Source organism: Lactococcus muris, from assembly GCF_042849115.1.
Taxonomy (GTDB): domain Bacteria; phylum Bacillota; class Bacilli; order Lactobacillales; family Streptococcaceae; genus Lactococcus; species Lactococcus muris.
The window spans coordinates 1-17202 of the sequence record NZ_BAAFQO010000019.1; the positions used below are offsets into that span (position 1 = coordinate 1).

The window sequence follows — 17202 nt, forward strand, 5'->3', positions numbered from 1 at the left end:
GATTTCATCTTTTGGTACAATTATGACCGTCCACAAGAAAAATTAAAAGGCATGACACCAATGGAATATCGGAGTGCATACCTTATTGAACATCATAACTAAGTAGGTTTTTCTACTTGTCTATTTTATTGGGGCTTGACATATCAGGCAGTTTTTTCAATATGACGAAGGTAATTTTGAATAATAAGGTGAGAATAGCTCTCGATATGTAAACATTCATTTTCTGTGTAAACTAAGGTTGCTGGAATTTGAGTGAAATTATTTTTATAAAATTCTTGCGCATTTTTTATCATTTGCTTTTTGGCAAAATGGCGATGAGCCACAAAGTCAGCGGTGGTTAAGTTTATTTCTAACAATATCTCGTGACGCATCTGATTGTTGTAGTCGAGAACAGTTAGATTTTCTAACCTTTCTTGCAAGGCCAGGATAAACTTTCGTCCATATTTTCGTCCGTGCAGATTTATCGTTAAAAAGTCTGAAGAAATCTTTTGAAGGCGGTCGAAGCTGGCATTGAGATGCTCAATATTTTTAGGCAGATTACTGCTGTCACGTAGTTCTTTAGCTGCTGCAAGTGTAGCCAGAGGATAGAGATACCAGTTGTGAGAGTCAAATTCAGAGAATTTGTTAAGAATTGGGGTGAAAAAATGATGGATGTCATACATAAGTGTTATATTTTTCCTTATTAAGTCTGTTATAATTATTTTTTATCTGTTGGTATATCTATGAAATATAGTTTATCAAATTTTAGATAGCAGACCAAATTATATGCAAAAAGTGCTAAATAAGCACTTTTTACTGTTGATTCATATGGCGTAAACAGTCCAGAAAACGCACGACTTTGGACTTTGAAAAACGAAATTCAATGTGATTTTTTTTCAAAAAAGCTAAAAAATCCTTTTTTCCCTGTTCACTGTCTGTTACTTCTAATTCTAGCTCGTAATCCGTATGCCCAAGATAGTCATTTTTGTCAAGAGCTGCTAGACCAATAGGAAGACGCTGTTCATAGCGAATAGTTGTTAAGCTCCCCACCAAGGTGATACTTTCTAAATCAACACCTCTCTCTTTCAAAATATCGCAGATTTCACTGAGGTCAGTTTTACCACAGGTGACGCTTTTTTGAGAGATAAGGTATTGTGCCTCTTCAAGCGTAAGCTCTATGTTATGCTCAATATTGCCTACCTGTTGAGGGACCTTAAGCGTCATTTCCGCTGAACGGTCAAAGGTACGTATACGTAGGGCTAACTTTTTCTTCCGAAGTGTAAAATCTTGGGAGTCAAGATAGTGATTTGTCTGTCGAACCGGAGTGACATGAGAAAAGAGGGTTTTCAAGCGGTCATACTCCGGCATGGAGAGCATCGTTTTATGCTCGATTTCTAAATTTGTTGACATTTTTATAAAAGATGCTCTATTTAGATTACTCTTTGCAAGATCTCCAAGAGAGACATCCTCCCTTCTGGTTAGAATGATAAATGATTTATTATTTAAAAGTATATCAAAAGCCCGTATCTAAGTAAAGTCACAAAGAAACTGGACCTCCTATTTCTAAGGTCTATGGTACATTTGTGACCGCTTTTTCCCACTCTAAATTATGTAAAGTTGTCTAGTTAATATAGGGGAGATATGGTATAATTTAGGAGGACTGTAATAAAATGCAAAGGAGAATTGACCAAAGGTTAATTTGGATAAGCTTATGACTGAAAGTACAGCAGCCGAATTTGATTGGGAAGAATTTCTTGATCCCTATGTTCAAACGGTCGGAGAATTAAAAATCAAACTCCGTGGCGTGCGCAAGCAATTTTTGAAGAAAAAACTCTACTCACCGATAGAATTCGTTACTGGTCGTGTAAAGCGCCGAGACTCGATTCGTAAGAAGGCTGTGATGAGGGGCTATACACTGGAAACGATTCAAGAGATGGAAGACATCGCTGGTGTTCGCGTTATGGTGCAGTTTGTTGATGATGTTTGGGATGTTTTGGAGCTCTTAAGAAAGCGTAAAGACCTAAAAATCGTTGAGGAGCGTGATTATATACACAATCAAAAAGTGAGTGGATATCGTTCATATCATGTTGTGATTGAGTATCCAATTGATACTATTGAAGGCTCACGGGTCGTTCTTGCAGAAATTCAAATCCGGACATTGGCAATGAATTTTTGGGCAACGATTGAACATTCCCTAAGTTATAAATATGGCGGGGTTATTCCGGAGGAAGTCCGAGAACGTTTGACTACTGCAGCACATATGGCAGCACAGCTTGATATGGAAATGGGAGCCATTCGAGAAGATATTCAGGAAGCACAATTGCTTTTTGATGATCCTCAAGCAAGGCTGGATTATAAAAAGGAAAACGGGGAAGACAATGAGCTCTGGTAAAAAAATCTGGTTGGTAGGGAACTCAAGTGAAAAATCACAGGAAACGCTGTTAGAGTTAACAGCGCTTTTGCAAGCTAAAAATTTTCAATTTGAGGAAGAAGATCCAGAAGTAGTTATCTCTGTAGGGGGGGATGGTACCTTACTCAAAGCCATGCATCTCTATGAGAATAAACTGGATAAGCTTCGTTTTCTAGGCGTTCATACGGGACATTTGGGTTTTTATACCGACTTCATGGATACTGATTTAGATAAGGTGATTGTGGCATTAGAATCAGAAGTAGCTCAACATGCTGTACATTATCCCCTTCTCCGTATTTTGGTGAAGTTCCAGGATGGTTCTGAAAAACTGCATTATGCGCTTAATGAGTCAACCATTCGCCGCACATCTAAGACTTTAGTGGCGGACATCAAAATATCTGATTTTCTTTTTGAGAAGTTCCGTGGTGATGGTCTTTCTGTGTCCACACCTACGGGATCAACAGCCTATAATAAGTCTATAGGAGGCGCTGTTTTGCATCCCCACGTGGAAGCCATGCAAATGGCTGAGATAGCCAGCCTTAATAATATTGTTTACCGAACATTAGGTGCACCGATGGTGGTTGCTAAAAAAGACACGATTATCATTTGTCCGGAAGATGTTGAGGACTATAGTGTCACTGTCGATCAGCTGAGTTTTAATTATGAAAAGATTGAAGCTATCGAATACAGTATGGACGGCAAAACGATTGCTTTTGCTAACTGTGCCCACACAAGTTTTTGGGAACGTGTGCGAAACGCATTTATTGGAGAAGTTGAGTAAGGGTATGAAGTGCTTGATGTATGAAAGCGATTTTTGACGACATTGGCTATTTTGAGAGATTTTGAGCTGTTTTTTTAGAGCAAAATAGCACAAGGAAGCTTTCTCGTTTTCATTCATTATTTCATGTGCTTGTCTTATTTTTGATTAAAACATATTTACTCATACGAAACAAATGTGATATAATAAAATCCTGTTCTAGGCAAACTCCGACATGTGTTGGAGTTTTTAGATGTCGAAAAGTAAGACTTAATCTGCTAGAAGGAAGCATACAAATGTTTGATCAGGAACAGACTTAAGAGGAGAAGTTAAGGCAGTGGAATTTTCGTTTACAAATACAATTGATGGGAACACGGTAAAAACTTTACTGAAGCAGCATGGTGTTTCCAAGCGCTTTCTTTCACATGTCAAGTTTGATGGTGGCAAGATTTTGGTGAATGGTATGGAGCGCAACGTTCTCTTTCCTTTGCAAGTCGATGATGTTGTGACGATTATAACACCGGTAGAACAAGGAACAGACCTGCTGATTCCCGAGGATATTGACCCAGAGGTGGTTTTTGAAGATGAACATTATTTGATTGTCAATAAGCCGGCAGGACGGACGTCAATTACGGGACGTTTGCATCCGACAGGCGCCATGTCTAATCTGGTCAAAGGCTATATTGTCCGTAAAAAATATGAAGATCAAACAGTGCATATCATCACGCGCTTGGATCGCGATACGAGCGGTTTGATGCTTTTTGCTAAGCACAGTCTGGCCCATTCTTTAATTGTGCATCCAAAGTACAAAGAGAGCGTGACAAAACGATATTATGCCATTATTTATGCGGATGAAAAATTACCAAAATCTGGCGAGATTAATCTGCCTATTGGTCGAGTAGAATCTTCAATCATCGAGCGGCGCGTGAGTCCTGATGGAAAGGAAGCGCGGACAAGCTATGAAGTTGTGGCGGAAAAAAATGGTCTGATGCAACTGGATGTTGTTTTACATACAGGTCGGACCCATCAAATCCGTGTTCATTTTTCACATCTGGGACATATTCTTGTAGGAGACGAACTTTACGGTGGCAACCATGAGTTAATAGATCGTCAAGCACTTCATTGTCATCATTTACAATTTGTACATCCTTTTACAAATGAATTAATCGATATTGAGCTAGAGATGCCAGAAGATATGCAAAGATTGATGGGTTAAGATGCTCCTATCATTGTTCCTATTTCGTGAGCTGCCCGCGCAAGAAGAGAAGGATAATAATGTTTGCCGGTAACACGGTTACTCCCCCTTGTATTTACAATGCCGATGCGGAGATATTGAATAATAAGAAAAGACCTCCAAATGTTAAATTTTTAACTCTAACTTTTGGGGGCACTATATTTAGCAGATTGATGGCGGCTACTTATCAATTGTTGGACTGTCATTTTTCATGTAGCTACAAAGAGCTTGTTAGCGCTAAGCTCTTTTTTATTCCTTAACCTTATGTGATAGGAGGACAAGGGGGGAACTATTTGCTTATCTTGTCAGCCTATAAAAAAATCTCTTGTATTTGAACAAGAGTTTTTTTATGTGTTAGGTGTTAGAAATCCCAGCCCTTGATAATTTTCACACCTGTAATTTTTTCAGGATTAACAGGTGAAGATTCTTCTTGAGGGTTATTTGGGTTTGTTGTCACTTTACCTGCAGCAATCTTATCTACAACATCCATGCCAGAGATAACTTGACCGAAGACAGTGTATTGTCCGTCAAGGAAAGGAGCTCCACCTTGTTTGTAGGCTTCGATAATCTTCTCAGGGTATTTTTCTGTTGTCAAGCCTTGATCCGCAGCTTTAGGATTCTGAACAATGAAGAATTGTGAGCTACTTGTTTCTCCCGGACCACTGTTAGCAAGTGATACTGCACCACGAATATTATAAAGCTGGTTAGAGATTTCAGTAGCAAAGGGCTTGTTATTATTCACAACCGACTTGCTGCCTGTTCCTTTGTTGCTAGGGTCGCCTGTCTGAATCATAAAGTTGTTAATCACTCGGAAAAACTCGTTGTCCTTATAGTAGCCCTCTTTAGCTAAAGCCAAGAAGTTTTCCACAGCCATCGGCGCAAGTTTAGGGAAGAGTTTAATGTTGATATTTCCTGCTGTAGTTTGGATTTGAACCTCAGCTTCGTCTTGCCCAACCTCAGTAGATAGCTGCGGGAGTGCTACACTTTGCAGGTCGTCTTTTGCATCAGTTGTGCTGCCGGAGTTGTTTGCAAAGTAAATTAGGCTGCCGACAATAACAACGACAAGGACTAAGAGTCCTCCAAAAATGATATTCGTATTTTTTTTCTTTTCCATTTCTATATTTTAACATAAATATTCCTCAGACTAAACGACTATGAAAAGTTTATTCTTGCAAAATTTTGAATAAAGGAATATACTAAATAAAAATATCAGGAAGGAGAATCATATATGTCTAAGTTTGACCGACAAGCTCAACATCATCATGTGCATAGATAGGAGTTGTGTCATACTTTTGGTATAGATGCAGCTTTAGAGTACGCTCGAAAGACATCTATGCCGGTGATTCTCAAAAAGACCGGATAGTTTGACTATTTGGTCTTTTCTTTTGGGCAAAATTATGCTGTAAGTGAACAAAAAGTTTTAGAGAAAGAAAAAAATATGAAAAATGAAAATCAAATAAAACGCGATTTAAAGCAGAGGCACATCACGATGATTGCCTTGGGTGGCACAATTGGTACGGGGCTCTTTCTGACTTCAGGAGCAACCATCAGCCAGGCAGGTCCTTTTGGAGCGGTAGCGGCTTACATTTTGGTTGGGATAATGGTTTATTTTGTGATGACTTCCTTAGGAGAGATGGCAACATATTTGCCAACATCAGGATCTTTTACAGATTATGGTTCACGGTTTGTTGATCCAGCTTTTGGCTTTGCTCTGGGCTGGAATTACTGGCTAAATGGAACCATCACCATTGCCGTTGACTTGACGACAGCAGGATTGATTACCCAATTTTGGTTGCCGCATGTCCCTACTTGGATTTTTTCAGGTCTGGCTGCTGTGCTTATTTTCGCGATCAATATTATGGCAGTCCGGGCCTTTGGAGAAACAGAATACTGGCTGTCTATTATCAAGCTGGTCACAATCCTTGTTTTTCTCGTGGTTGGGCTTTTGACAATTATCGGTATTTTTGGAAATCATATTAACGTTGTGGAAAATCTTACTGCTGAAAATCATGGCTTTGCAGGAGGTATCACGGGATTTGTGGGCGTTTTACTTATCGCAGGCTTTTCCTTCCAAGGCACAGAGTTGTTGGGGGTTACAGCAGGTGAAACAGAAAATCCTGAAAAGAGTATTCCTAAAGCGATGAACTCTATTTTCTGGCGCATCCTTCTTTTCTACATTTTTACAATCATTATTATTGCAGCGCTCATTAACTATCAAGATCCACGATTGTTGAATTCTGATTCGACAGCTGTGATGAGTCCCTTTACCATTGTTTTTAAAAACATTGGTCTGGCTGTTGCGGCCAGTGTGATGAATGCTGTTATCCTAACCTCTGTCATTTCATCAGCAAACTCTGTCATGTACGCTTCGACACGTATTCTTTATTCTTTGGGAAAAAAAGAAGGTGCACCAAAACACTTCTCCAAAATAGCCAGAAACGGTATACCTATAAACGCCTTGTTGGCAACTACAGCTGTATGTGTGATTGCTTTTTTAACAGGGATTTTTGGGACGCAAATTTATCTTCTACTGGTTGATTTATCAAGTTTGACAGGATTTATCGCTTGGGTAGGAATTTCTCTTAGCCATATACGCTTTCGTCGTGCTTTCCTAGTACAAGGGAGGGATCTAAAGACGCTTCCTTATCAAGCCAAATGGTTTCCCTTTGGTCCCATTATATCCCTAATAATGACAGTGGCAATTGTGATTAATCTTAATCCAGCATTACTTTTCAGCAGTCACTGGGGAGAAGGTTTAGCCCTATACGCCGCGATTCCTTTGTTTTTAGCACTCTATTTCGGCTATAAATGGAAATATCATACAAAGTTAGTTCCACTCAAAGCAGTAGATTTGCGGCGTGAGAAATGATAGAATGATAGAATGAAGAAAATCAAAACCTATCTCCTCATCCCTTTACTCCTCTTACTTATCTTTATGAGCCTAACAGCCTATGGCCTTAGCCAAAAGGAAAATACATGGGAAAAAGTTGAAGAAAGTAAGACAATCACCATTGGTTACGAAGCAGACTTTGCACCCTTAAGCTCATCTCAGGAAAAGCAAAAACCTACAGGCTTCAATGTAGCTTTGGCTGAGGCTATCTTTGATTCTTACGATATTCGGATTAGGTGGAGAGCTTTGGACTGGTCTTCCAAGGAGAAGGCTTTAAGAGAGGGAGAAGTGGACCTAATCTGGGGACCCTATATCGTAAACAAGGCACATAAAAAAGATATGTTATTTAGTCAAACCTATCTTACTTCAAGAACTGTGTTACTTGTACCAAGGGAGGCGAATATTTATAATATCGGCGACATGCATGATTTACTTGTCGGAGGACAGAAAGCTTCTGTAGAGTACGAAATATTTGGTAAGTATCCCCATGTCTTAAAAAATATTGTAAAAGAAAATCTGATGTTTTTATATGATAAACCCAGTGAAGCAGTGGCAGCCTTGCAAGAGGGGAAAGTTGAAGCCCTTCTCTTGGACGAACATTATGCAAAGACTTACCTCAAGGAAAAGCAGCTTAATGCTGTATTTAACATTCTCAACACGCCATACCCCCAAGAAAATTATGTTGTCGCAGCTCGTAAGGGAGATAAAGAGCTGATCAGTAAAGTAGACCAAGGTTTACAAGAACTTCGTCAGTCAGGTGAACTTAGCAAGCTATCGCAGCGGTGGTTTCAACCCTAAGATGTTAAAATAAAAGGAGCGAAAGCTCTTTTTACTTTAATGAAGAGGAATAGATATGAAATTTATTGCAATTGTAGGTACCAATGCCAGTTTTTCCTATAATAGAAAGTTGCTCTGGTATATGAAAAAACATTTTGTAGATGAAGCCGAGATTGAGATTATTGAAATAGCGGGGCTTCCCTTATTTACTGAAGATAGTTTGGACTTGCCCAAGCAAATTTTGGAAATTGCAGAAGCGATAGAAGATTCAGATGGTCTGATTATTTCTACACCTGAATATAATCACGGGATTACAGCTGCTTTGAAGTCCTTGCTGGAATGGCTATCTTGGAGTGCAGTTCAGCCGCTTGTCAATACCCCGGTTATGATAGTGGGAACCTCCTTGGGCAAACAGGGAACTGTTTTTGCTCAGGAAAATCTTAGACAGATTCTTTCATCACCTGGTTTGGAAGCTTTTGTTCTGCCTGCTAACCAATTTCTACTCAGTCACGCAACAGAATCTTTTGATACCTCGGGAAATTTGATAGACAGGCAGACTATTTCTTGGTTGGAGCACTGCTTTAGGAATTTTTGTCTTTATGCGAAAAGCTTGAAACCCCTGAGAAAGCTTATGGAGACAGATGCAGATACTGGAGCTTCTGAGCATGAGTGACTTTTTATCGAAAAAATATCAGGCACTCGGGACAGTTATTGAACTGAGCTTGCTGCGGGCAGAAGGATTAGCAAGTGTGGAAAAACTTGATCAGGCCTACGAAAAGATTGTACATTACGAAGATTTATTTACTGTCCACAGGGAGCATTCGGAGCTGATGGAAGTCAATAAGGCGGCAGGAGTGAAAGCAGTAAGTCTATCCAAAGAGGTTTATACGCTTACTCAAAAAGCTATTCGTGTCAGTCAGGAGCACTTTGGCTTCAATGCAAGTATTGGACCGTTGGCTAAACTATGGCATATTGGCTTTGCAGATGCACGGGTTCCTTCGGATTTGGAAATTCAAGAAGCACTTTGTTTGACGAATCCTGACGGCATTAGTTTTGATGAGCAGGAGAAGGCAATTTTTCTCCCTGAAAAGGGGATGTCCCTAGATTTAGGAGGAATTGCCAAGGGTTATATTGCAGACAAAATTGCAGAATTTTGGAGGGAACAGGGTTTTTGTACGGGGATGATTAACCTTGGGGGAAATCTTCGTTTTCTAGGAAAGCCCTTAAATAGACAATGGCGTGTAGGTGTTCGGAATCCTTTGGAAAAGGATAAATCGCTAGTGTTACAAGTTTTAACAAGTTCAAGCTCGTCTGTAACTTCAGGGATTGATCAGCGTTATTTAGAGAGGGAGGGGAAAACTTATCATCATATTCTCAACCCCGAAACAGGTTATCCCCATGCGAACAATCTAGCGAGTGTGACTGTATTTTCTGACACATCACTGGACGGGGAGATTGAGGCAAAACGCTTGTTTTTTGCAGAAAATCCAGAAGAAGTTTTTCTTAAGAATCGCTCAGTTATTCGAGGGGCAGTTCTGATTAGCAAGGACAGAAAAATAAAAATTCTTGGGATGAAGCCTAAAGATGTGAGAGTGATGGACAAGGGTTTCGTCTTAAAAAACTAAGTAAAATCAAGACTCCTGAATTCGGGAGTTTTTTAATAGGATTAAAACTTGAGTTTTCTCATCAAACGCTCATTTCATTTGACCTTTTTTTTTTTTTTATACTATAGACTCAGAAAGTAAACGTAACATTAGAAATGTAGTTGTAATGAAAATCTAAAAGTACAGGTTACGTCAAAGGAGGAGTTTATGACACCAGAAAAGAAAAAACAGCGGCGGCTGCGCAACCTCGCACTCCTGTCGCTCTTGCTACTCGCAGTAGGCGGCACCTTCGCCTTCCAAGCCTTCAACCAGCGAGCTATCAATGACCGGCTGAATGAAGTGGACATCAATGTCGGTGGCCGTGTCCACGACTACTACAACCGAGACACGGAAAACAAGGACGTCTTCGTGGAAAACTACGGGGAGCGGCCAATCATGGCAAGGATACTCCTGTCCGAGTTTCTCGAAACCCGCCAGCGTAATGAGGCCAACTTCACGCCCCTGGTCGCAGGGACCAGCCGTGACGATGTAGAAAACTGGACCACATGGATTCCAAGCGCAGGCAATATCAATGACCGTGCAAACAATAATCCGTCCAATGCCTTTGACCAGTATGCCACACTCATCTTCGGTTGGGAACGTTCAGGTCAAGATGCTCCATGGTATATGCCCACCTTCAACCATGATAACCTTGATCAGAGAACAGCAGCGGCAGGCCATGCGCGGGACTGGATTGAAGGGAGCGGTGCTACAGATGCGGTCACAGACGGCGCGACACATCCGGGAGACGGTATTGATGCTTACTGGTCAGCAGGCGGCAGCTTTGACAACAGTGGTCCAATCTGGCCGGGGGAAGAAGTGACCAACCAAACTGCCCAGAACCTCCCCCAAGACCGTGCCCCAATGACCATGAACCAGTGGAGCAACTTGCCTAACGAAGACAAGATAGGCAACTTCTGGGTGGTTGACCACAACACAGGTTGGGCTTACTGGGCCAACAGACTGAACAGTGAGCAAGCCAGCTCTTACCTGCTAGATGCAGCGGAGATGACGGCTGCCATTGAGGATAAAGTTTTTAACGGTTTTTACTACTATGGGATTCATGTCGAGAGTGGACTGGTGAGTCCTGACCAGCATGAGGAGTTCCTCAATGACGGGGAGCAACACCATGCGGAGCTGGCAGACCTTCTCCGTGGTATCCAGAACGGAGTGATGTTTGATGACGGCCCGAACCCACTGCCTAATGAAGACAGTGCCCCTGCAGCCTTTGACTTTTCGACCATGCGTCCGGGGCGTATCTTTACCATGGCTGGGGAGCAGTACCGCTACCTTGAAAACATGGGTTCTGGGAATCATATGATTATTCGGAATGGTGTAATTACTAATATCCCCTTGACACAACATGAAGCAGAATTGAATACTTGGCGTCAAGCTCTTGCCCCAGAAGTTCAGGCGATGATTCAACCTGTCTCTGTCCCATATATAGGTCCTGCTATTTTGGATGAAGATATTGTTTGGGAAGGCGGCTGGCGTTGGATAATGAGTGCCAGCAACTTGGATCAATTTCCTGATGCTGCAGCTGACATCACTCAAGTTGACTCAGGTGGCACCCCACGTGCCTTTGCTCTCTCTTTAGCAGATGTGCTACGCTTGTCAGGTCCAGGACGTGCTTTCCCTAATAGGGAACAACGTGCAGCTCCAAATAATATACTTTGGTGGACACGTACACCTTCCTCACAAGGTCTTAATCCTGATACAGGTTGGTTTGTTAATAGAGATACAGGTGTAACTAATGCTACTGGATGGTTAAATTCTCACTGGGGCATAAATGCTGCTGGAGCGAATGGCGGTATGCGCCCAGCCCTCATCATCAACCAAACAAACTAAAGCAAAACAAAGCTTTCTCTCACAGAAAGCTTTGTTTTCTTGCTGTACATTTTCAGTAGGGTATCAAGGGCTAAAGATTTTTAATTTCTTGTGCGATTAAGTTTGCAGTGTAGTAGCAATCGCAAAACTCAAACATTCTTTTGCATTCTTTCAAAGTTTCTATTGAGGCTTTATTCCCTCTTTTATAAGCAAGCATCGCCTTATTATATCGAAGTGTTAATTTGTCATAGAGATAGTACTCATGGATATTACTATTCTCAAGATAATTAATATACTTTTCTGCCAGAGAAAACATTTTATCGTGAATTGAAACGCTAATGATATTATTCAAAGTTTGAAACATGGCATGCTTGGTATAGTGTAAATCGTTATTTATACTTGTTGGATCAACCATTTTTTGAGCCAAATCTGCCGTTGTAATGAAGTCGAATAAAAGAAAACAGTGTCCAAATAGCCAAATGTCATATTGTCCCCATTCTTTGAGATTGTATAGATAGTTTTTCACAAAATTAATATCAGATTTTGGGACTTGAAAGTCAGAATCAAGGCTTGCTATAAGTGACTGGATTTTAATTTTATCCAATTTAAACTTTTTCTTGTTTGGAATTTGAGTTATCTTATCTGTTATTATAGATAATAAATTTTCTAGTTTCGAAATATTTCGGCTCATGTAAGCTTCGGATACTTCGGTGTTGAAAAGGAGAATATCATTTGGTTCCAAGCGTTTATTGTATAGATTTTGAAATTCTAAAAAAGTCACATTTATATTTTGTAACGTTGCGATAAACACATCACTGGTTAGCACAGTTCGCCCATTTTCAAAATTAGATAGCTGCGAAACAGAAATATCATCACTAGCCGCTTCTTTCTGAGAAAATCCTTTTGCCAGTCGGAAGTCTTTGTAGCATTGTCCGAGAATATTCCCAAATTTTAATTGTTTTTCTTTTTTCGTTTTCATAAACTCTCCCCAATTTTTATATATACAAATCCATTTTTATGAAAAAATAGCTAAACATCCGTTTAATTCAACTTTTTCGAGTGATTTTGGCTTTATTTACAGTTTTATATATTTGTGTTTCTTGAGAAATAAAAATTTAATTTCTGTTTGAATTTATTGTATTATATTAATATTGTATGTTATATATTATACAATATTAATATAATTAAAAAAAGGGGAGGAAAAAGAATATTGAAAAAGCATAAAATGCTGCTCTTGTTTACTGTGGCTTTGAGTGATAAGGCATTATATCTTACATCAGGATTTTAGACTTTACAGTACTGTATAGTGGTGATGTAGCTACAAATGCATCAATAAAAAATACTGAAAAATTTCTTAAAGATCTTTCGGTGCTAGAAGATAAATTAAAAGTGTTAGATTTCGTTATAGCACAAAATGCAAATCCCCATAGGAACAATTTTAGTTTCTATAACTAAAAATATGGAGGTGAATGATGCTTGATTTAGTTGCTACTGGTATGAGCTATACAATGGCTCGAGGTATTGCAAATGCGGTAAGCATGGGAATGAACATTTGGACAGCGGTTTCTCTTTTTTCTGGAGCTTTCACAGGTGTTGCAGGGATTGTTGCTCTTCTTAGAAAATATGCTCAGAGGAAACTTTGGCAACGATTTATTGCTGCATAGGATGTAGTGATGAAGGGCAATGGCAAAACTTTATTTGTCATTGCCTATTTTTGGAGGCGTGATGATTAGAGTGTTAGTACTGAGAGACTTTAGAGCCTTTTGTAATCGTTTAAATAACAATATAAGAGATATTTTTTCGTATTTACCAGAGCGTGTCTGTTTGAAATTATCGTTTTTGATCGGTTTTGTTAGGTCTGTCTTGCTGTATTTTATTCCCCTATTGTCCGTACTGTACACTATTTTTGAAAAAAGTGTGTATCTGTAATTTTTACTTTTTTCGAATTGCTATAGCAGCTACTTAATTTTAAATAATCGAATCAACATACAAGGGGGGCTAGGGTATCCTGAGTGCTTACTTAAAATGTCGAGCAATAAAACTTTCTTCTATTTTTTTAAAAGAGGTAATATTTTATTAGTCTATAATTTTCTTGCATTTATCTTTGTTGAAGCTCTTCTATTACTGATAAACAAGGAGTTTTTTCATCTCCTTGCTCTATTAGCAGTACTTTCTGTTGGTAAAAATATCATTGAAACACGCCACTTATTTTTTAATTTAATTAATGGCCTGGCAATTATACTTTTAGCTATTCATGTCAAGAACTCACTTCCCAAGATTATTTGGGGTATCTTAAACAACGATACTGATAAATTACTCAAAATTTTACTAGGTATTGATGTTGCACGATTGTTCAACGAAATGATTCTTGTGGTTCTTGCACTATCGGTTATATTTGATCTTTTTTCCATTAAATATTTTAAAAGAAGAAAAGAGACGATGACTTCTAATAAATTGTTAGCTGAATTGAGCATAAAAACGCGTGGATTATCGAGTTATCTTATTGCTCCACCTTATAGCAAGGTATTTAACGACGTATTTTTAATTCCTGTAATCGTTATTGTATCTGTTTTTTCAATACTTAATTATCCATTCAAAGAAGAAATTCAGCTTTTGATTTTTGAGATTACTTTTTACTTTTATCTTTCTTATCTTGTAGAAAAATTATGGTATTTTTTGTGTTTATTTGCTAACAAAAAAGAAAAAAATATTTTTTTAATGAGTTTTAAAAATTTTTTCTTCAAATTACTTGAAAAAAATTTCACTCTTTTTCTCATTAGTTTTCCTATGCTCATTTTATTTTTGATACTGATCAGTGAACGGACACTTTTTCTACTTTCTGTTCCTATCAGTTTGGTATTATCCTTAATACAAGAAAGTACGATTTTGATAGATTATCAATCTTTGGCCATTGACAAAACAATGTCTGTAAAAGCAGCATACAATCCGTTCATTTACTTGGCATTATTGGTTCTTATAGGTCTAACTCAGATTGTCAATAAGGCGGAAGACCTTGATATTTCAGAGATGTTCTTTATAAAAGTTTATATTGCAATATTCATTTTGTTTACAAGTTATTTGTTTGGAAAAGCAATAGTACAACTGGGAGGAGAGAAAAAAATATGAATATTTGGCCATTGTTATCACTCAGCATAGCTTTTCTTTATGCTAGTCATCTTTTTTTGAAATTTTTTAGTAAAAAGAAGAAAAACATATTTGCTTTAATATTTTTTGGTTCATGTGCAATAATATTTTTAGCTGGACTTATCATGGGGGTGATTTATGGGAAATACTAGATTTTATATCAAAGTAAAAAACTTATACCAAGGACAAAAGGTGGTCATTCCTTTTTTAGAAACATCAATTTCAAAAGGAATTATCACAAATATTGTTGGGAAAAATGGAATAGGAAAAAGCAGCTTTTTATCTGCCTTAAATGGAGAATTAAGAGTTGAAGAATTCACAGCCTCTATTGGTACAGAAAAGATTGACGTAAAGAAAAATTTTGAAATTGTAAAACTGACTTCGGATTTTTTTGGCTATGAATTTTTGAAAAGTATTGAATTTGTAGAATATATTTTGCGTCTATACCGAAGAGAAATAAAGAGCAATATGGAAGTATCTCAAAAAATGATGGAAGATCTGAGTATGAAAGAGTTTGAGTATACTTTGGTTAAGAATTTATCTCAAGGTACGAAGCAAAAGTTAGCGTTTATAGCTACTGTTTTGGCTTCATGTAAGATTATGTTATTCGATGAAGCTTTTGAGCATATTGATAGAAAAAGCTTGCAAGAAATTTTTCGGATTTTAGACATGGTGAGGAAAGAAAGCTATATTTTGAATGTTTCTCATACAGGAATTCTTGATGATTTAGAAAATGTGAAATTAGATTTGGAAGGGCTGATCAGTTATGAGAATTAAAAAAAGTTATGCCTATGTTTGAATGCTAATATTAGTGTACTCGTAACGTTTGATAGTGAAGCTTAAAAAAGCATGATTTCTGAGTTTAAAGAAATCATGCTTTTTTCTTTTTTATGGTCGGGCAAAAGTAGAAATCATTTGCTCGGCACACTTGAGACCGTCAATAGCAGCAGAAACGATACCACCGGCAAAGCCAGCACCTTCACCAGAAGGGTAAATCCCTTCTGTCGAAAGGGACTGGAAGCTTTCTTCATCACGGTTAATGCGGACAGGTGAAGATGAACGCGACTCTACGCCAGTCATAACAGCATCAGGCATGGCAAAACCTTCTATTTTTTTATCAAATCCAAGAAGTGCTTCTTTTATCGAAGAAGTGATATATTCAGGGAAAAGTTGACGGAGATCAGTAGGGGTAACGCCTAGTGCATAAGAAGGGGTAACTTCACCTGTCTGAGTTGAAGCTTTGTCTTCAAGGAAATCGCCCACCAGTTGAGCAGGAGCTTTGTAGTTTTTGCCTCCTAAATCAAAGGCTTTTTCCTCAAGTTGACGTTGAAATTCTACACCTGCCAGAGGATGGTCTTTTCCAAAATCTTCGGGGAAGACTTGAACCAAAAGACCGCTATTGGCGTTTTCCTCAGAACGGGCGTGCTCGCTCATCCCGTTTGTGACCAGTCGTCCCTCCTCAGATGCTGCTGGTACAACAAGACCTCCTGGGCACATGCAGAAAGTATAAACGCCGCGCCCAGAGCTTGCCTTATGTGTCAATCGATACTCGGCTGCTCCAAGCCGTGGATGTTTAGCAAATTCTTTGTATTGAGCTTTATTAATCAGGCTTTGAGGATGTTCGATACGTACACCGACGGCAAAGGGTTTGGCTGTCATGTTAATCCCCTTGTCATAAAGTTCTGAAAAAGTATCTCGTGCACTGTGCCCAATAGCTAAAACGGCGTGATTGGAGAAGATTTTCTGCCCATTTTTTAGAACGATGCCTTGAAGTTTATTCTTTTCAATGAGGAAGGAGGCAACCTGGCTGTCAAAAAGCACCTCGCCACCAAGAGCGATAATTTGTTCACGAATATTCTTTACAATATCACGGAGCAAGTCTGTACCAACATGGGGATGAGCTTTATAGAGAATATCCTCTGGTGCACCCGCCTTGACAAATTCTTCTAAGACTTTACGACCGCGTAGGTCCCGGACACGAGAGGTGAGTTTTCCATCAGAAAAGGTCCCTGCTCCACCTTCGCCAAACTGAACGTTTGAAGCAGGATTGAGCTTCCCCTCCTTCCAGAAGCTCTCAATGGCTTTTACACGCTCTTCAACTTTCTGCCCGCGTTCTAAAACGATTGGGCGGTAACCCATTTGAGCCAAAAGGAGAGCAGAAAACATCCCAGCTGGACCAAAACCTATAACAAGAGGGCGATGAGCCATAGGTTCAGTGCCTGGTTGGGGATTTTTATACTTTAAATCTGGTGAGGGAGAAACATTTTTGATTTTTCTTTTGAGGATTTTTACTTCATTTTTAACTTCAACATCAACGGTGTAAATAAAGTTAATTTCTCCACGATGTCGGGCATCAATCGATTCTTTATAAATGCGATAGCTTATCAAGTCGGACTCTTGAATTTTTAATTTTTTCAAGAGGAGTTCTTTCACTTTTTCCACCGGATTATCAATGGAAGTTTTTATTTGAGATATTCTTAGCATTTTATTCTCTTAATCTAAATATACTGTGTGATTGGAAAAAATCCAGCTAAAAAAACT

At 38.8% G+C, this 17202-nt stretch carries 18 protein-coding genes; 13 read left to right on the top strand and 5 right to left on the bottom strand.

Features of this window, described 5'->3' with window-relative positions:
• Positions 1-6 precede the first annotated feature (6 nt).
• The gene (locus ACGHCK_RS09950; RefSeq protein ID WP_394304562.1) at positions 7-102 is read left to right on the top strand and encodes an IS3 family transposase; all 96 of its coding nucleotides are present in this window, start codon (positions 7-9) and stop codon (positions 100-102) included.
• A 41-nt stretch (positions 103-143) separates the two neighbouring features.
• On the opposite strand, the gene ACGHCK_RS09955 is transcribed toward ACGHCK_RS09950, so the two are convergent.
• Both ACGHCK_RS09955 and ACGHCK_RS09960 read right to left on the bottom strand, forming a co-directional pair.
• The gene (locus ACGHCK_RS09955; protein WP_251423890.1) at positions 144-662 is read right to left on the bottom strand and encodes a dithiol-disulfide isomerase; all 519 of its coding nucleotides are present in this window, start codon (positions 660-662) and stop codon (positions 144-146) included.
• 130 nt (positions 663-792) lie between these two features.
• Positions 793-1389 (bottom strand): CYTH domain-containing protein, encoded by a 597-nt coding sequence (locus tag ACGHCK_RS09960; RefSeq protein ID WP_202230436.1) that lies wholly within the window; start codon positions 1387-1389, stop codon positions 793-795.
• Positions 1390-1690: 301 nt separating this feature from the next.
• Here ACGHCK_RS09960 and ACGHCK_RS09965 point away from each other — a divergent pair, with 301 nt between their 5' ends.
• The 3 genes from ACGHCK_RS09965 to ACGHCK_RS09975 all read left to right on the top strand — a co-directional run bounded on the left by ACGHCK_RS09965 (position 1691) and on the right by ACGHCK_RS09975 (position 4362).
• Entirely contained in the window at positions 1691-2371 is a 681-nt protein-coding gene (locus ACGHCK_RS09965) for a GTP pyrophosphokinase (RefSeq protein ID WP_202230435.1), read from the top strand.
• Positions 2358-3170 carry an NAD kinase gene (locus ACGHCK_RS09970; protein ID WP_251423893.1) on the top strand — a complete coding sequence of 271 codons (813 nt, stop codon included), beginning with the start codon at positions 2358-2360 and terminating at the stop codon, positions 3168-3170. Before ACGHCK_RS09965 ends, ACGHCK_RS09970 begins: the two co-directional genes overlap by 14 nt.
• Positions 3171-3483: 313 nt before the next feature.
• Positions 3484-4362 (top strand): RluA family pseudouridine synthase, encoded by an 879-nt coding sequence (locus ACGHCK_RS09975; RefSeq protein WP_202230433.1) that lies wholly within the window; start codon positions 3484-3486, stop codon positions 4360-4362.
• 379 nt (positions 4363-4741) lie between these two features.
• Here ACGHCK_RS09975 and ACGHCK_RS09980 read toward each other — a convergent pair whose 3' ends face one another.
• The gene (locus ACGHCK_RS09980) at positions 4742-5494 is read right to left on the bottom strand and encodes a peptidylprolyl isomerase (RefSeq protein WP_202230432.1); all 753 of its coding nucleotides are present in this window, start codon (positions 5492-5494) and stop codon (positions 4742-4744) included.
• A gap of 324 nt (positions 5495-5818) precedes the next feature.
• Between ACGHCK_RS09980 and ACGHCK_RS09985 the strand changes: the two genes are divergently transcribed.
• From ACGHCK_RS09985 to ACGHCK_RS10005, 5 genes are all read left to right on the top strand, one after another.
• On the top strand, positions 5819-7249 hold the full coding sequence (locus ACGHCK_RS09985) for an amino acid permease (RefSeq protein ID WP_251423897.1): 1431 nt from the start codon (positions 5819-5821) through the stop codon (positions 7247-7249).
• A 12-nt stretch (positions 7250-7261) separates the two neighbouring features.
• Complete coding sequence (locus ACGHCK_RS09990) at positions 7262-8068, top strand: transporter substrate-binding domain-containing protein (RefSeq protein ID WP_251423900.1); 807 nt, start codon at positions 7262-7264, stop codon at positions 8066-8068.
• A 55-nt stretch (positions 8069-8123) separates the two neighbouring features.
• Positions 8124-8720 (top strand): NADPH-dependent FMN reductase, encoded by a 597-nt coding sequence (locus ACGHCK_RS09995; protein WP_251423903.1) that lies wholly within the window; start codon positions 8124-8126, stop codon positions 8718-8720.
• Positions 8689-9672: an FAD:protein FMN transferase gene (locus ACGHCK_RS10000; RefSeq protein WP_271328459.1), complete on the top strand. Its 984-nt coding sequence runs from the start codon at positions 8689-8691 to the stop codon at positions 9670-9672. Before ACGHCK_RS09995 ends, ACGHCK_RS10000 begins: the two co-directional genes overlap by 32 nt.
• 186 nt (positions 9673-9858) lie before the next feature.
• Positions 9859-11538 carry a hypothetical protein gene (locus ACGHCK_RS10005; RefSeq protein ID WP_394304561.1) on the top strand — a complete coding sequence of 560 codons (1680 nt, stop codon included), beginning with the start codon at positions 9859-9861 and terminating at the stop codon, positions 11536-11538.
• A gap of 70 nt (positions 11539-11608) precedes the next feature.
• Here the strand turns inward: ACGHCK_RS10005 and ACGHCK_RS10010 are convergent, their stop codons facing one another.
• Positions 11609-12496 carry an Rgg/GadR/MutR family transcriptional regulator gene (locus tag ACGHCK_RS10010; protein ID WP_251422807.1) on the bottom strand — a complete coding sequence of 296 codons (888 nt, stop codon included), beginning with the start codon at positions 12494-12496 and terminating at the stop codon, positions 11609-11611.
• Positions 12497-12986: 490 nt separating this feature from the next.
• Between ACGHCK_RS10010 and ACGHCK_RS10015 the strand changes: the two genes are divergently transcribed.
• From ACGHCK_RS10015 to ACGHCK_RS10030, 4 genes are all read left to right on the top strand, one after another.
• The gene (locus ACGHCK_RS10015; RefSeq protein ID WP_251422809.1) at positions 12987-13181 is read left to right on the top strand and encodes a hypothetical protein; all 195 of its coding nucleotides are present in this window, start codon (positions 12987-12989) and stop codon (positions 13179-13181) included.
• 361 nt (positions 13182-13542) lie between these two features.
• Positions 13543-14643 carry a hypothetical protein gene (locus tag ACGHCK_RS10020; protein WP_251422811.1) on the top strand — a complete coding sequence of 367 codons (1101 nt, stop codon included), beginning with the start codon at positions 13543-13545 and terminating at the stop codon, positions 14641-14643.
• On the top strand, positions 14640-14813 hold the full coding sequence (locus ACGHCK_RS10025) for a hypothetical protein (protein ID WP_251422814.1): 174 nt from the start codon (positions 14640-14642) through the stop codon (positions 14811-14813). Before ACGHCK_RS10020 ends, ACGHCK_RS10025 begins: the two co-directional genes overlap by 4 nt.
• Positions 14800-15438 (top strand): ATP-binding cassette domain-containing protein, encoded by a 639-nt coding sequence (locus tag ACGHCK_RS10030; protein WP_251422818.1) that lies wholly within the window; start codon positions 14800-14802, stop codon positions 15436-15438. The genes ACGHCK_RS10025 and ACGHCK_RS10030 overlap by 14 nt, the downstream gene beginning before the upstream one ends.
• A gap of 111 nt (positions 15439-15549) precedes the next feature.
• Here ACGHCK_RS10030 and ACGHCK_RS10035 read toward each other — a convergent pair whose 3' ends face one another.
• Positions 15550-17145 (bottom strand): NAD(P)/FAD-dependent oxidoreductase, encoded by a 1596-nt coding sequence (locus tag ACGHCK_RS10035; protein WP_251422821.1) that lies wholly within the window; start codon positions 17143-17145, stop codon positions 15550-15552.
• Positions 17146-17202 lie beyond the last annotated feature (57 nt).

Coding starts and splice junctions, on each gene's coding strand:
- ACGHCK_RS09955 (WP_251423890.1), bottom strand. CDS start 662: ATGTATGACATCCATCATTTTTTCACCCCAATTCTTAACAAATTCTCT.
- ACGHCK_RS09960 (WP_202230436.1), bottom strand. CDS start 1,389: ATGTCAACAAATTTAGAAATCGAGCATAAAACGATGCTCTCCATGCCG.
- ACGHCK_RS09965 (WP_202230435.1), top strand. CDS start 1,691: ATGACTGAAAGTACAGCAGCCGAATTTGATTGGGAAGAATTTCTTGAT.
- ACGHCK_RS09970 (WP_251423893.1), top strand. CDS start 2,358: ATGAGCTCTGGTAAAAAAATCTGGTTGGTAGGGAACTCAAGTGAAAAA.
- ACGHCK_RS09980 (WP_202230432.1), bottom strand. CDS start 5,494: ATGGAAAAGAAAAAAAATACGAATATCATTTTTGGAGGACTCTTAGTC.
- ACGHCK_RS09985 (WP_251423897.1), top strand. CDS start 5,819: ATGAAAAATGAAAATCAAATAAAACGCGATTTAAAGCAGAGGCACATC.
- ACGHCK_RS09990 (WP_251423900.1), top strand. CDS start 7,262: ATGAAGAAAATCAAAACCTATCTCCTCATCCCTTTACTCCTCTTACTT.
- ACGHCK_RS09995 (WP_251423903.1), top strand. CDS start 8,124: ATGAAATTTATTGCAATTGTAGGTACCAATGCCAGTTTTTCCTATAAT.
- ACGHCK_RS10000 (WP_271328459.1), top strand. CDS start 8,689: ATGCAGATACTGGAGCTTCTGAGCATGAGTGACTTTTTATCGAAAAAA.
- ACGHCK_RS10005 (WP_394304561.1), top strand. CDS start 9,859: ATGACACCAGAAAAGAAAAAACAGCGGCGGCTGCGCAACCTCGCACTC.
- ACGHCK_RS10010 (WP_251422807.1), bottom strand. CDS start 12,496: ATGAAAACGAAAAAAGAAAAACAATTAAAATTTGGGAATATTCTCGGA.
- ACGHCK_RS10015 (WP_251422809.1), top strand. CDS start 12,987: ATGATGCTTGATTTAGTTGCTACTGGTATGAGCTATACAATGGCTCGA.
- ACGHCK_RS10020 (WP_251422811.1), top strand. CDS start 13,543: ATGTCGAGCAATAAAACTTTCTTCTATTTTTTTAAAAGAGGTAATATT.
- ACGHCK_RS10025 (WP_251422814.1), top strand. CDS start 14,640: ATGAATATTTGGCCATTGTTATCACTCAGCATAGCTTTTCTTTATGCT.
- ACGHCK_RS10030 (WP_251422818.1), top strand. CDS start 14,800: ATGGGAAATACTAGATTTTATATCAAAGTAAAAAACTTATACCAAGGA.
- ACGHCK_RS10035 (WP_251422821.1), bottom strand. CDS start 17,145: ATGCTAAGAATATCTCAAATAAAAACTTCCATTGATAATCCGGTGGAA.